General features: G+C 62.2%; 16 protein-coding genes. 3 read left to right on the top strand and 13 right to left on the bottom strand.

Annotation, left to right across the window (positions count from 1 at the left end):
- The first annotated feature begins 191 nt into the window (after positions 1–191).
- Entirely contained in the window at positions 192–695 is a 504-nt protein-coding gene (locus JFN90_RS14705; RefSeq protein WP_199395880.1) for a ferritin-like domain-containing protein, read from the top strand.
- A 73-nt stretch (positions 696–768) separates the two neighbouring features.
- On the opposite strand, the gene JFN90_RS14700 is transcribed toward JFN90_RS14705, so the two are convergent.
- Both JFN90_RS14700 and JFN90_RS14695 read right to left on the bottom strand, forming a co-directional pair.
- Entirely contained in the window at positions 769–1,095 is a 327-nt protein-coding gene (locus JFN90_RS14700) for a type II toxin-antitoxin system HicB family antitoxin (RefSeq protein WP_199395879.1), read from the bottom strand.
- Positions 1,092–1,286, bottom strand: coding sequence for a type II toxin-antitoxin system HicA family toxin (locus JFN90_RS14695; protein WP_236019021.1), 195 nt, complete (start codon positions 1,284–1,286; stop codon positions 1,092–1,094). Before JFN90_RS14695 ends, JFN90_RS14700 begins: the two co-directional genes overlap by 4 nt.
- Positions 1,287–1,521: 235 nt before the next feature.
- Between JFN90_RS14695 and JFN90_RS14690 the strand changes: the two genes are divergently transcribed.
- On the top strand, positions 1,522–2,499 hold the full coding sequence (locus JFN90_RS14690; RefSeq protein ID WP_199395877.1) for a GlxA family transcriptional regulator: 978 nt from the start codon (positions 1,522–1,524) through the stop codon (positions 2,497–2,499).
- A 340-nt stretch (positions 2,500–2,839) separates the two neighbouring features.
- Positions 2,840–3,115: a DUF2917 domain-containing protein gene (locus tag JFN90_RS14685; protein ID WP_199395876.1), complete on the top strand. Its 276-nt coding sequence runs from the start codon at positions 2,840–2,842 to the stop codon at positions 3,113–3,115.
- A gap of 10 nt (positions 3,116–3,125) precedes the next feature.
- On the opposite strand, the gene JFN90_RS14680 is transcribed toward JFN90_RS14685, so the two are convergent.
- From JFN90_RS14680 to JFN90_RS14630, 11 genes are all read right to left on the bottom strand, one after another.
- The gene (locus JFN90_RS14680; protein WP_199395875.1) at positions 3,126–3,566 is read right to left on the bottom strand and encodes an EamA family transporter; all 441 of its coding nucleotides are present in this window, start codon (positions 3,564–3,566) and stop codon (positions 3,126–3,128) included.
- Positions 3,567–3,583: 17 nt separating this feature from the next.
- Entirely contained in the window at positions 3,584–5,296 is a 1,713-nt protein-coding gene (locus JFN90_RS14675; protein ID WP_199395874.1) for a PAS domain-containing hybrid sensor histidine kinase/response regulator, read from the bottom strand.
- Positions 5,297–5,470: 174 nt separating this feature from the next.
- Positions 5,471–6,034 (bottom strand): manganese efflux pump MntP, encoded by a 564-nt coding sequence (locus JFN90_RS14670; protein WP_199395873.1) that lies wholly within the window; start codon positions 6,032–6,034, stop codon positions 5,471–5,473.
- Positions 6,035–6,224: 190 nt separating this feature from the next.
- The gene (locus JFN90_RS14665) at positions 6,225–6,563 is read right to left on the bottom strand and encodes a DUF2845 domain-containing protein (protein ID WP_199395872.1); all 339 of its coding nucleotides are present in this window, start codon (positions 6,561–6,563) and stop codon (positions 6,225–6,227) included.
- A gap of 77 nt (positions 6,564–6,640) precedes the next feature.
- Complete coding sequence (locus tag JFN90_RS14660) at positions 6,641–7,741, bottom strand: ABC transporter ATP-binding protein (protein ID WP_199395871.1); 1,101 nt, start codon at positions 7,739–7,741, stop codon at positions 6,641–6,643.
- Complete coding sequence (locus JFN90_RS14655) at positions 7,738–8,436, bottom strand: ABC transporter permease (RefSeq protein ID WP_199395870.1); 699 nt, start codon at positions 8,434–8,436, stop codon at positions 7,738–7,740. Before JFN90_RS14655 ends, JFN90_RS14660 begins: the two co-directional genes overlap by 4 nt.
- Complete coding sequence (locus JFN90_RS14650) at positions 8,437–9,303, bottom strand: substrate-binding domain-containing protein (RefSeq protein WP_199395869.1); 867 nt, start codon at positions 9,301–9,303, stop codon at positions 8,437–8,439.
- Between the two features lie 109 nt (positions 9,304–9,412).
- Positions 9,413–10,225, bottom strand: coding sequence for a TOBE domain-containing protein (locus JFN90_RS14645; RefSeq protein WP_199395868.1), 813 nt, complete (start codon positions 10,223–10,225; stop codon positions 9,413–9,415).
- A gap of 253 nt (positions 10,226–10,478) precedes the next feature.
- Positions 10,479–11,258 (bottom strand): TIGR04290 family methyltransferase, encoded by a 780-nt coding sequence (locus tag JFN90_RS14640; protein ID WP_199395867.1) that lies wholly within the window; start codon positions 11,256–11,258, stop codon positions 10,479–10,481.
- Between the two features lie 14 nt (positions 11,259–11,272).
- Positions 11,273–12,328, bottom strand: a complete 1,056-nt coding sequence (locus JFN90_RS14635; RefSeq protein WP_199395866.1) for a CgeB family protein — start codon at positions 12,326–12,328, stop codon at positions 11,273–11,275.
- Positions 12,325–13,434 (bottom strand): CgeB family protein, encoded by a 1,110-nt coding sequence (locus tag JFN90_RS14630; RefSeq protein ID WP_199395865.1) that lies wholly within the window; start codon positions 13,432–13,434, stop codon positions 12,325–12,327. Before JFN90_RS14630 ends, JFN90_RS14635 begins: the two co-directional genes overlap by 4 nt.
- Between the last annotated feature and the right edge of the window lie 149 nt (positions 13,435–13,583).

Raw genomic sequence — 13,583 nt, 5'->3', positions numbered from 1 at the left:
AGCGGAGGTCCGGTCTCTGGTCGACGCCGAGCGTCACTCATGAGCTATACGCCAACACAGAAGCAGGGTCAACAGTTTGATCACCCTTTCCGAACACTGGGACACTGATTGCGCAAACGCGAAGCGCCAGTATACTCCTTTGAGTCTGCGTTATTCCCAATGACACTACGATTGCCAAAGGAGACATAGAGATGGGATCTAAGGGACGTGAAATAGTCGGCATGGACGTCGAGGAACTCCTGACACTGCTAAACCGCGCCTTCTGCGACGAGTGGTTCGCCTACTACCAGTATTGGTTGGGAGCGAAGCTGGTGAAGGGACCGATGAAAGACGCGGTGGGTGCGGAACTTTTGGTACATGCCACCGAGGAGTTGGCCCATGCCGACCTGGTGGCGCTGCGCATCATCCAGCTGGGCGGCACCCCGGTCACCAAGCCCGAGGAGTGGTACAAGCTCAGCAACTGCGGCTACGACGCGCCGGACGATCCCTTCGTGAAGACCATCCTGGAGCAGAACATCAAGGGCGAGCAGTGCGCCATCGGGGTGTACAAGAGGCTTTTGGATCTGACCCGCGAGAAGGACCCGGTCACCTATAACATGGTGCTCACCATCCTGCAGCAGGAGGTCGAACACGAGGAGGACCTGCAGGCGCTCCTTGAGGATTACGAGCTGCTGGTGGGAGCGATGAAGGGATAGTCGAAATTGCCTATAGATCAACAAAGCCCCGTCCGTCCGGACGGGGCTTTGTTTTTACAGCAGGGGATCGGTTTCAGGAGACTTTGGACAAGACTTCGGCGGCCCACTGGTTGAGGCTCATGCCGTGCGCCTCCGCCATCATTGCGGCGCGAGCATGCACCTCGGGAGGAAGCCGCAGCATGACCTTGCCGGAGTAAGGCTTTTGGGGCGCGCGCGCCAGTTTTTCGCAGGTGGCAAGATAGTCATCAACGGCCTCCTCGAAGGCGGTGCGCAGCGCCTTGACCGATTCCGCATGAAAACCGATCACATCCTTGATACCGGCGATCCGGCCAATAAAGCAGGCATCTTCATCGCTGTACTCGATCCTCGCTGCATATCCCTTGTAAGTCATAGTGCTCATGGCTTTACTCCTGCATTTTCCAGAAAAGTTCTCGCGTCTCTCACCGGGTACGCCTTCGCCTCCTTCGCGGGGTGAGGCCGGTGAAAAGTGGCAACGACACCGTTGAGAAAGAAGCGCACGCGGGAACCACTGCCCTCTATGGTTTGTGCGCCCAATGCTATGAACAATGCCTCAATCCGTCGCCATTCCATACCGGTAGGTACAGGATGTGTGAAGATGGCTTCTAGAGTCTGGCGGTGGCTTTTGTTCATGGCGTAAGGTACCTGGGCGAGGAACAACTTGCAATCACATTCCGATATCACTCTTCGGTCTTGGCAGGATTGAATCTGCCAAAATGGCAGGATCTGCAGGTTCGTTGTCCTTGAACGTGAGCGGGTGTTGTGCAATGATTCCGGCAGGCTAGCAACGACTGAAACGGGAGGTACCATGGACGCGCCCATCACCATCGCGGTAGCAGGCTACGAAGGCGCCGAGCTGCTGGACGTAACCGGGCCCATCGAGGTCTTCAACATGCTGAACCGCTGCCTGGGCGAATCCGAGCCGCAGCGCCCGGGTTACCGGGTCGTGATCCTGGCCGAAAAGGCAGGCCCTTTCACCACCTGCCCGGGAGTGCGCATCGTGGCGGACCACGCCTGGCAGGACCTGCCCGTAAAGGCGGACACCATCCTGGTCCCGGGAAGCCCCGACGACGCGCTGGGACAGGCCATGCGGGACCAGAGCTTCCTCTCCTGGCTGGCAACGGAGGGGCCGCGGGCGCGGCGCCTGGTCTCGGTCTGCACGGGATCGCTGATTCTGGCCGAGGCGGGACTGTTAAACGGGAAGCGGGCGACCACCCACTGGATGGACCTGGAGCGGCTGCGGTGCGACTACCCGGAGGTGCTGGTGGAGAACGACGCCATCTACACGCGCGACGGGTCGGTGGCGACGTCGGCGGGGGTTACCGCGGGGATGGACCTGGCGCTCGCCCTGGTGGAGGAGGATTTCGGGAGGAAGACGGCACTTGCGGTGGCGCGGCGCCTGGTGATGTTCTTGAAGCGTCCCGGCGGCCAAGCCCAGTTCAGCACCCAGCTACGGGCCCAGATGGTCGAGGGGGGACAGCTCGCGCCGCTGCTGGCCTGGCTCAGGGAGAACCCGTGCAGCAAGGCGACGGTGGAGGACCTGGCGCAGCGGGCCGCGATGAGCCCGCGCAACTTCGCCCGGGTGTTCCTGCGCGAGACAGGAAAGACGCCGGCCAGGTACCTGGACCAACTCCGGCTGGAGCGCTCGGTAGCCTTTTTGGAGGAAACTACCCTGCCACTGGAACGGGTCGCCCGCGACAGCGGCTTTACCAGCGCCGAGCAGATGCGGCGCACCTTCATCCGGGACATCGGCGTCACCCCCCTCGCCTACCGGACCCGGTTTTAAGAGAGGCTCCACTTCCAACTGCAAATCCCCTCTGTCTCCCCTTCGCAAAGGGGAGGACGCGAGGTAACGTGCTGCGCTTCGTGAACAGCAGTTGGAGTGATCGTGGGTTGGTGGACGTGAAGTCTGAGAGGAGGCCCGTTTTTGAGAAGTTCATCTGAGAATTCCGAGGTATGTGACCACGAGAGGTACACGTGACCTGAGGTTCCCCCCTTTGCGAAAGGGGGGACAGGGGGGATTTGCTCTTGCACTTCCGCTACGCTTCGTGAACAGCTGTTGGGGTGACGCCGGAATGCCCTGTTGAATGTTTTGAGAGAAGAGAGAAGCCTGAGAGGAGGTTTTTGTGCGCTACCTGTTGGCCCAAGGAGAAATCGTCGCCCTGAAAACGGATGACGCCATCGAATCGCTGTCGCTGATCGCCGGGACGATCTGGCTCACCCGTTCTTCGGACACCCGCGACTACTGCCTGCAGGAGGGGACCCGCCTGGCGGTACTGCACGGCGAGATGCTAATCATCGAAGCGATCACTTCTGCCACCCTGACCGTCATCTGCCACGAACGCCGCACCGGGCTGCACATCACCACGGCCTGGCCCCAGACCTCCCCCCGCATCGCCTGAACCGCCCCAATTACCCCTTGACCGCCGGGGCGACCGGCCAACTGATGATCACGACGCCCAGGATGCAGGTGGCGATGCCGACCAGCCGCAGCCAGTGCATCTCTCCCCCCAGGAACCACCAGGAGAGCAGCAGCACCAGGGCGGACTGGCAGCCGATGATGGCCAGCGCGTACCCCGCGTTGGCGCTCGACGAGGTGGCGAGGAACATGGCCCAGTTGCCAAGCACGCTGCAGGCGCCGGCCGCTACGAGCAGCGGCACGGCGGATTTCCACACCGGCCACATCCCCCACTCCCCCGCCGACCAGGCGGCAAAGCTCACAGTAAGCACCAGCGAGAGCACCAGCATGGAGAACTGCACGGAAACGCCCCGTTTGACCGCGGCGGTCATGAACAGCACCATGAAAGCGAAGCTCACCAGCGCGGTGAGGGCCTGGGTTACGTAGTTCCACATGCCTGACCTCCTTGTAACTACTGGGCTGCGAGTTGGTGATCCAGCACCTGACGGATGGTCCGCCCCAGGGTCCTCGACGTGTACGGCTTCATCAGGCAGGCACGAATTCCGTACTCGGCATCCCTTTCGTCGACGGTCTCTTTGAACCCGGTGCAGAGGATGATGGGGATGTCGGGGCGCAAGGTCGTGATCTCCTTGGCCAACGCCTTCCCCGACAACCCGGGCATGGTGAGGTCGGTGATCACCAGGTCGAAACGGGAGGGATCGACGCGAAAAAGATCCAGGGCGCGCACGCTGTTGCTGGATGTAACCACGCTGTAGCCCAGGTTCTCCAGGATCCCCTGCCCCAGCACGGTGAGGGACTCCTCGTCGTCCACGAACAGGATCCGCTCGCTTCCCAGCAGCAGCTGCTCCGGAAGTTCCTCTTCGCGCTGGATCTCCAGGGACACCGCCGGCAGTAACACCTCGAAACAGGTCCCCGCTCCAGGTTCGCTGTGCACCGCGATGACGCCGCCGTGGTTCTTCACGATCCCCTGCACCACGGCCAGGCCGAGGCCGGTCCCCTCACCCGCCGGCTTGGTGGTGAAATAGGGATCGAAGATCCGCTCCAATATGCGGCTTTCCATGCCGCGGCCGGTGTCGCGCACGCACAGTTGCAGGTGATCCACGCGATCGAGGAAGGGATAAGGAGCGAGTTGGGGGGACGCGGCTGGAACGGTACGCAGGGAGACGGTCAGGGTTCCCCCTTCGGGAAGCATGGCGTGGGCCGCGTTGGTGCCGAGGTTCATCAGCACCTGGTGCAACTGGGTAGGATCGGCAAGCACCTTGTCCGCGTCGGAGGGAACGTCGATCTCCTGGACCATGGCAATCGAGGTGGGCAGGGAGGAGCGCAGCAGGCGGAAGGCTTCTTCGATGACGCCAGCCAAGTGCACCGGCTTTCTTTCCTGCTCGGAATGCCTGCTGAAACTGAGGATCTGCCGCACCAGGTCCGCCGCCCGCTGTGCCGAAATGAAAACCTGCTGCATTTCGGACCGCCCCACGCCCCCCTCGGGGACCTTGTGCAGCACCATGTCGGTGAAGCCCAGGATGGAAGTGAGGATGTTGTTGAAGTCGTGGGCGATACCGGCGGCGAGCGTGCCGATCGCCTCCATTTTCTGCGCCTGGCGCAGTTCCTTCTCCGTCTTTCTCAGTTCCGCCGTGCGGGCCTCGACCCGCATTTCCAGCAGGTCGTTCGCCTCCAGGACGGCGCGCGTCGCCACCTCGGCCCGCTCCTTGGCCGCCACCAGTTCCTCGGTCCGCTCCCGGACCAGGTCCTCCAGGTGGTCCCGGTACTTGATCAGCTCGGCCTCGGCGACCTTCTGCTCCGTGATGTCGGTACCGCTGCCGATCCAGCGCACGGTACGCCCTTCTGCGTCCTTCTGCGCCACGGCGCGAGACAGGACCCAGCGGTACTGCCCGTCGAAGCGCCGGTTGCGGTGCAGGCAGCTGTAGGGCTCGCCCGTCGCCAGGGAGTGTTTCCATTTCTGGGCGGTGATTTCAACGTCATCGGGATGGATGATGCTGCGCCACGGCTCCGGGTCGGGCTCGCCGGGGATCAGGCCATTGAACTCGTACCAGCGTAGGTTGGCGAAGTCCTGGGCGCCATCGGGCGTGGCGGTCCAGACGATTTGGGGGATCGTGTCGATGATGAAGCGACAGAGCTCTTCGGTGGGGTTTAAACTGTTTGTCACTCGACCCTCTGTTACAGACAGGCTTTTACATCGGGATCAGACGAGCGGCTACTATGTTTGGGAAACATATACAGAGCTTTTATGACAGTACAAGTTTTATATCATAATGCGTAATAAGACATGAACATTTTTTGAGAGAGAAGAGTGCCGGAAGGGATAGCTTTCCGAATGGACTCACTTCAAGAGCGTATGCTCCAGCAGGATCTTGAGACCGATCAGACAGAGCACCACACCGCCGCAGACCTCGACGCGCTTGCCCCAGTTGTCCCCGAGCCGACGCCCCAGGAGCATCCCGATGACGGTCAGCACGCCGGCGACGAGGCCAATAACCACCGAAGGTATCCACACGCTCACCCCGAGCATGGCCAGCGACAGCCCGACCGCGAAAGCGTCGATGCTGGTGGCCACCGAGAGCATGACCATAGTAAGTCCCTTGGTCGGGTCGGACTGGGAGGTGTCGTCGTCTTCCTCGAACGCCTCGACGATCATTCTCCCGCCGACGTAGGCCAAGAGGCCGAAGGCGATCCAATGGTCGTAAGCGGTGATCCATTTCTGGACTGTGAGGCCGAGGAGCCACCCCGCTATGGGCATGAGAGCCTGGAACAGGCCGAAATGAAAACCGAGGCGGAACAGGTGCCGCCCGGTCACCGGGTTCAATACCGCGCCGGTAGCCAGGGCGACGGCGAAGGCATCCATGGCCAAGGCCAGGGCGATGCCCAAAATGCTGATCCAATCCATTAAAACTCCAACTCTGCTTAATCATTGAGGGGTGAGCGACTGGAACGCCGGTGGAAGTCACCAATTGCTTCCGGGTAGGGAGAGGCAAATCCCCCCTGTCCCCCCTGTCCCCCCTTCGCAAAGGGGGGCACGTTAGGTCACGTGCAACGCTTTGTGGGGCAACATATTCCCAGGTCGCTAGTCAGGAACCTTAGTAGCCGTAATCGAGGCTCTGGATGCGGGAGACGCGGCCGTCCTGCAGCTCCAACTGGTACTGGAACTCGCTGGGGCCGAAGTTGAAGATCCAGTTGTCAACGATGATGTTGGTGATGCTCCTGGTCGCCCCGTACGGCTGATCCTTCTGCACCACTTTCTTGGAACTCTGACTGGTCGTGGCGGGTTGGCCGCACTTGGCGAGGACCTCTCCCGCGGAGTCGCCGACCGATACGATGCCACCTTTGCACCTCATGGTGTCGCTGTCGGCATAAGCGGGGGCGGACAGCATCACGACGGCCGAGAGGGCGCCGATCAGGTTAACAGCTTTTTTCATGCTCCATCCTCCTTTGTTCTCCTGTTGGCAAAACAGATAGGAATATAAGGCACAAGCGATGTTTTGCAAAGCGCTATTTACACGGCGCGCCTAGGGAGAAGGTGGACGGAGGTGGCCTTGAAGGAGGCGTGGATCTCCTTGCCTTCATACAGGGCAAGTTCGGTGAAGGACTCGCGGGTGACGTAGGCGGTGAGCGGGAAACCACAGTCGAGCCGCAGCTTGAGGAATGGCCCCATGGCGGCGATCTCGACGATGCGCCCTTCGAAGTGGTTCCTGGCGCTACTTTTGTTCTCGGGATGCCCGACGGTGACGGTGACGTTCTCGGGGCGGATGCAGCAGTACACCTGCGTCCCGGGCGCGTCGTCCCCCACCGTGTCGATTTCCCCTCCGGCAACGCGCACGGTGAGTTGCTGGTGGCGGTTGTTGGCAACCTCCCCCTCGAGGATAGTCTCCATCCCCACGAAGTTGGCGACGAACTCGTTCACCGGGTGGTTCATCACCGCGGCCGGGGTCCCCTGCTGCACGATCCGGCCGGCGTTCATCACCACGATGCGCTGCGACATCCTGAGCGCCTCGGACTGGTCGTGGGTGACCAGGATGGCGGCGATGCCGCGGTCCCGGATGATGCGGTCCATGTCCTCGGTGAGCGCCTGCCGGGTGGGCGGGTCGAGGTTTGCAAACGGTTCGTCGAAAAAGATCACCTCAGGATCCACCGCGAAGGCGCGCGCGAGGCTCACGCGCCGGGCCTCGCCGCCTGAGAGCTTGCGCGCCGAGCGCTGCGCCATGTGGGCAAGGTTGAAGCGCTCCAGGTAGGTGGCGACCCGGCTCTTGATCTCGGTGCGCCCCACCCCCCTGAGCTTTAGCCCGCTCGCCACATTGTCGAAGACGGTGCTGTCGAAAAGAAGCGGGTCCTGCAGCACCATGGCGGTGCGGCGGCGCAGGTCGAGCCACTGGGCGGGGGATGCGACAGCCGCGCCCCGGTAGGTAACCGTGCCAGTCTCATGCTTCATGAGCCCCAAAAGCGACAATAGCAGGGTCGACTTGCCGGCGCCGTTGGGGCCGATCAGCGAGATGAACTCGTTTTGGCATAAAGAAAAAGAGGGTATGTCGAGTACGGTCACGCCGCCTCGATCAACCCTCAGCTCTTTCAGGTCGAGCAGGTGTTGTTGCTGCGTCATCTGGGCCTTTCCCGCTGCTGGATGTAGGTGAGGATGTAGTTGACGGCGAAGCAGAATAGCAGAAGTATCACCGACAGGGCAATGGCCATGTCGAAGTTGCCCCGCCCGGTCTCCATCACGGTGGCCGTCGTGAGCACGCGCGTGTAGCCCCTCACGTTGCCGCCGACCATGATGGAGGCGCCCACCTCGGAGATCACCCCGCCGAAACCGGCCATGACGCCGGCCATGAGCGGCAGCCGCGCCTCCTTGATCAGCATCCAGACCATCTGCACCCGGGTGGCGCCCAGGGCGAGGATCTGCAGCCTCAAGTTGGCCGGGAGGTTCTGCATGGCGCCGATGGTGACCCCCATGACGATGGGGGTCGCGATCACGGTCTGGGCGATAACGATGGCGGTCGGCGTGTAGAGGAGCTCCAGGTACCCCAGCGGGCCGTTTCTCCAGAGCATGATGGACACGAAGAGGCCCACCACCACCGGCGGCAGCCCCATCCCCGTATTGACTACGCTCACCAGGATCTTCTTGCCGGGGAAGCTGGTGAGCGCCACCAGCGTCCCCACCGACAGGCCAATTACCAGCGAGAAGAGCGTGGCGAGCCCGGAGACCTTGAGCGACAGCAAGGCGATGCCCAGCACCTCGCGATCAAGCGACGCGAGGAGCTGGAACGCCTTGCTGAAACCTTCGAGAATCACGTCCATTTACAGCCCCAGGGACTCCGGCTTCTTGCCGGCATCCGGGAAGAAGAGCGGGGAGCCGAACTCCTTCTTACCGAAGGTGGAGATGATCTCCTGGGTCTTCTTGGAGACCATGAAGTCGGCGAAGGCCTTGGCACCGGCGTTGTTCACCTTGGGCCACTTGGCCGGGTTCACCTCGATGACGTGGTAGATGTTGAGGAGCTTCGGCTCTCCCTGGACCATGATCTCGAGGCCCAGGTGCGCCTTCTTGTTGAGCGCCAGGTAGGTGCCGCGGTCAGCCAAGAGGTACCCCTTCTTCTCGGCGGCGACGTTCAGGGTCTCGCCCATGCCCAGGCCGGTCTGCTGGAACCACTTCTGACCTTCGGGGTTGATGCCGGCGGCCTTGAAGAGCCCCTTCTCCTTCGCGTGGGTGCCGGAGTTGTCCCCGCGGGAGAGCCAGAGCGCGTTGGCCTTGGCGATCGCCTTCAGCGCATCGGCGGCGGTCTTGGTGCCGCGGATCTTGGCCGTGTCGTTGGCCGGTCCCAGCACGATGAAGTCGTTGTGCATGACCAGTTTGCGGTTGACGCCGAAGCCGTCAGCCATGAACTTCTTCTCGGCGTCCGGCGAGTGCACCAGCAGCACGTCGGCCTCACCCTTCTCACCCATCTTCATGGCCTGGCCGGAGCCGACCGAGATGGTCTTCACGAAGTAGCCGGTCTGCTTTTCGAAGATCGGGATCAGCACGTCCAGAAGGCCGGAGTCCTGGGTGGAGGTGGTGGTGGCGAGGATCAGGTTCTTCTGTTCGGCGGCCCAACTGGTGGAGACCGAGGCTACTGCACTGAACAGGAACAGGGCAACAAACAGCGGCAACATTCTGAAAATTCGGGTCATGGTCAAACTCCTTCTTTTGATGTTTTCCTGATATTGGAACAACCGTTATGGTGTATCAGCTACAGCGGGTGGCCGTAAAAAGGGGAACGGCGGGCCGCCCCCCTTCGCTTCAGCTTACCCCGAGGATGACGCTGGAGGCCTTGAACAGGGTGCAGGCGTGGGCGCCGACCTTGAGGCCGAGGTTGGTCCCGCTTTCGTGGGTGATGACGGCGCTGATGGTGTTGCCGCCGCCGACCTCGACGTCGACCTCGGTGGAAACCGGACCTTCCACGATCTTGGCCACGGTGCCGCACATGACGTTGCGGGCGCTGATCTTGGCGTCGTGCAGATCGGTGCCGACCATGACCGAGCTTGCCTTGATGATGGCGTAGGCCGAACTTCCTTCCTTGAGGGCAAGGTTATCGACGGCGCCGTTGGTGATCACGGCTATCAGCGGCGCGCCGCCGGTGAGCACCATGGTCACCTCGGCGTTCACCGCACCCTTGGTTATCTTGGTGATGGTTCCGGACAAAACGTTACGAGCACTTACCTTCATGGATATCCTCCTCAAAAGCCGGTACAGGCTGGCGCTGTCGCCCAACCGTCCCTCCAGGTTCTCCAGAAATCTGCGATGCTCCTCCTGGAGCACGCCGTACTGCTTGACCACTTCCTTGCCGTAGGCGGTGAGGGTCGTCCCTCCTCCTCCCCTGCCGCCGGTCACCCGCTCCACCAGCGGTTTTTCCGCGAGGTTGTTGATCATGTTGACCAGGTCCCAGGCGTTTTTGTAGCTGATGCCGACGGCCTTGGCCGCCTTGGTGATGGAACCGAGTTCGTCGATCTTCTGTAGCAGCGCGATCCGGTCCAGCCCCAGGAACTTCTGCTCATCCTTGTGAAACCAGAGAGCCCCTTCGAGCTCTATGCCGCGTTTTGCGCTACGACTCAATGCACACCTCGTGTAGGAGCAGAGACTGTGACGTGTTTTCTTGCACAGGCATCTGCCAGTATTCACTGAGTATACGATCATATCTTTGAGAGTAAAGAGGCACTTGTCCTGTTCCTCTCATTGTGGGCTACACGTTATATCATAAACATTATAGCGTAGACACAAAAAGTGAACATTGGTTGTGTATACCTTGTTTCAGCGGGGAAACCGGCTGTTGGCATAAGGGAACAACTGATCCAGGGGTGACGCCGGCTCATTCACCGGCGTCGGTGGCGGAGAGATATTCGGCGCGGTTCCAGGTGGTCATGCAGGAAGGATCCTCTGGGTCCGGGTGGCAGAGGTAGATCTCGTCTCCCGGGTGACCGGCGATCTTCAACCCCGCCGAGCGGAGCATCGCCTCCACCCCGGCGTGGTTGGCGATCCACCAGTTGGTCGGGTCCCCCGCGAAGCGCTCCTCGATGAAGGCCATCTTGGGCCACCCCTCGTCGTGCAGGGCGTCCCGTTCGTTGATCCAGAAGTCGTGCTGCCCCGCGACCTTTCGGCCGGGCATGGTGATGGTCTGGAACAGCATCATCCCCGCCGTCTTCTGCGCCACGATGTCGAGCGCCAACAGCGGATAGCGCAGGTGGTAGAACACCCCCATGAACAGCACCAGGTCGAACTTTCCCTTCACCCGCGCCAGGTCGTAGACCTGCATCTGGCGAAACTCCACCAGATCCTGCAGCCCGTACTGCACAGCGGCCCAGTTGGCCTGGTCGAGGTAATGGGTGTCGCAGTCTATGCCGAGCACGCGGGCGCCGCGGCGCGCCAGTTCGAAGGAGTAAAAACCCGCGTTGCAGCCGATGTCGAGGGCGCTCCACCCGGTCAGGTCCTCGGGGATGCTGCCCGAGATCTCGCGCCACTTGAAACTTGGGAAGTCTCCCAGGAAATGGTCCGGCGCCGTCTCGGTCCCGTCCGGGAGGTGCAGGTTGTGGAACCAGGGGGAGAGTTCCTTGATGTCGTCTTCCAGCGTTCTAGGTTTGGCGTGGGTCATCCCTTTCCTCTCTTTCACAGCGCGGTCAGATAATCCTCCAGCTCCTCGGCGCGGCAGGCGGCCGAGTGGGACTCCAAGACCCGGGCGCGGGCGCGCTCTCCGATGGCGCGGCGCTCGTCATCCGGGAAACGCTGCAGGATGCGTAGCATCTCCTGGCTCCCCGAGGCGAGCAGGATCTCCTTGCCCGGCACGAAGAACTGCTCCAGTCCCGCCCAGTGATCGCTGACGATGGGAACGGCGCAGGCCGCCGCCTCGAACAGGCGCACGCTCGGGGAGTAGCCGGCGATCTGCATCTGCTTCCTGGTCAGGTTCAGGGTGAAGCGCTGCGAGCTGTAGAACTCGCTGTGGCACTCCGGCGGCAGATGCTCGATGCGGTGCGTGTTCTTGGACCACTTGAGGTCCGATGGGTACTGCGCCCCGGCGACCACGAAGCGTCCCTTTTCCCAGGAGGCCGCGGGCTGGCAGAGGAGTTGATCCAGGCCCGGCTGACGGTCCCGGCTGTAGGTGCCCAGGTAGCCCAGGTCCCAGCGCGGGGTGATCTGCATCGGGTAGTGCACCTGGGGATCTACCGAGCAGTACAGGGGACGCGCCGCCCGCGAGCCGTAGTGGCGCTCGATGTGGTCCAGGGTCGGGCCGCCGGTGAAGGAGAGATAGAGGTCGTAGCAGGGGATGAGATCCTCGCTCAGGTACTGGCACTCCCCCCGGTCCAGGGAGGCCAGGGTCACCGGGGTGTCGATGTCGTAGAAAGCCTTGATTCCCTTGACGTGCTTACTGACCCACTTGCCCACCTCGATCCCTTGGTAGACATAGGAGCCGACGATAACGCAGTCGGCGTCGCAGATCTCGGGGCCGTACTCGGCGAAGAGTTCGTCCAGCGACTTGTAGATCTGGGTGTTGCAAAAAGGTGGTTCGGGGAGGTCGCGATGGTTTTCGTACCACTGCGCGTCCCGCTCCAGGAACAGGATCTCGTGACCGCGCCGGTCCATCTCCCGCAAGAGGCCGCGGTAGGTGGTAGCGTGGCCGTTGCCCCAGGACGAGGTGATGGACAGGCCGAAGACGACGATTTTCATGGTGCCCCTCCGATGTACGCCCCGCGTAACGGCCTGGCGGTGAAGATCTCCTGGAACTGCCTGGCCCGGTGCGCATAGGTGTGGTGCGCCCGCACCCGCGCCAACGCCCGGGTCCCCATGGCCGCCGCGATCGACGGGGTGAGCCGCTCCAGGATCTCCGCCACCTGGTCGCAGTTTCGGGCCACACAGATCTCCCGCTCCGGCTCGAAGAAATGCTCGATCCCCTCCCAGTGGTCGGTGATCATGCAGGCGCCGGCACCGGCCGCCTCGAAGACGCGGGTGGCGGGGGAAAAGCCGTTACGCGCCATGCCGTCGCGGCTCACGTTGAGAACGGCCATGGCACTGCAGTTGAACGCGTTGTGATCGCAGGTGCCCAGGTGCCCCAGGTAGCGCACGTTGCCGGAGCGCTCCTTGCCCTCCCAGCCGCTGCCAGCCAGCAGGAAGCTCCGATTAGGCAGCTTGCCGGCCACGGACAGGAAGAAATCTTCGACCCGGCGCTCGCGGTCCGGCAGGCGGTTGCCCAGGAAGGAAAGATCAGCCCTGAGCCGCGGATCGGGAGGGACCGGGTAATGGGTGTCGGGGTCGAGCGCGTTGTAGATGGGGATGCAGCAGCGGGCGCCGAAGCCGCGGTAGGCGCGCACGATAGGGTCGCCGCCGCCATAGGTGAGCACCAGGTCGTACTGCGGGATCAGGGCGCGGAACGGGTCCTGGGTGTCACTACCGATCCGCTCCAAGGTGGCCGGTGCGTCCACATCCCAGAAGATCACCTGGGTCCCCGACCGTTTCAGGCGCAGCACCTCGCGCTCCAGCAGTTCGTCGAAAACCCCGACCCCGCTTGCCTTGATGACGAGGTCGGAGCCCTTGGCCGCTTCCAGGGAGCGCAACACCCCCTGCTCGGTGGCGGGGTAAACCACCACGGTGGCCCAGTCCGGGTCCTCGATGTCCCGGTGCGCCTGCCGCTCGTAGGCGTCGGGTTCGTAGAAGGTGATGCGGTGTCCGAGGCGGGAAAGCGCCCGTACCATGCCGCGGTAGTAGGTGGCAGCGCCGTTCCAGTAGGCGGAGACCAGGCTCGAGGCGAAGAAGGAGATGTTTAGAGGGGCGGCCATGGTGGTTCCTTTCATGTAGAAGAAGTTAAAAGCAAAGCTGTTACGCAAAGCACACGAAGCAGGCGCAAAGTACGCGAAGAAAAGCTTTTATTGTATCCCAAGCATTCTTTCCGTCCTCAGCGGATTCTTTGTGCCCTTTGCGTAACCGC

The sequence above is a fragment of the Geomonas propionica genome, from assembly GCF_016458235.1.
GTDB lineage: Bacteria > Desulfobacterota > Desulfuromonadia > Geobacterales > Geobacteraceae > Geomonas > Geomonas propionica.
The sequence above is the reverse complement of the archived record's forward strand: the minus strand, read 5'-3'. Positions and strand labels throughout refer to the sequence as shown.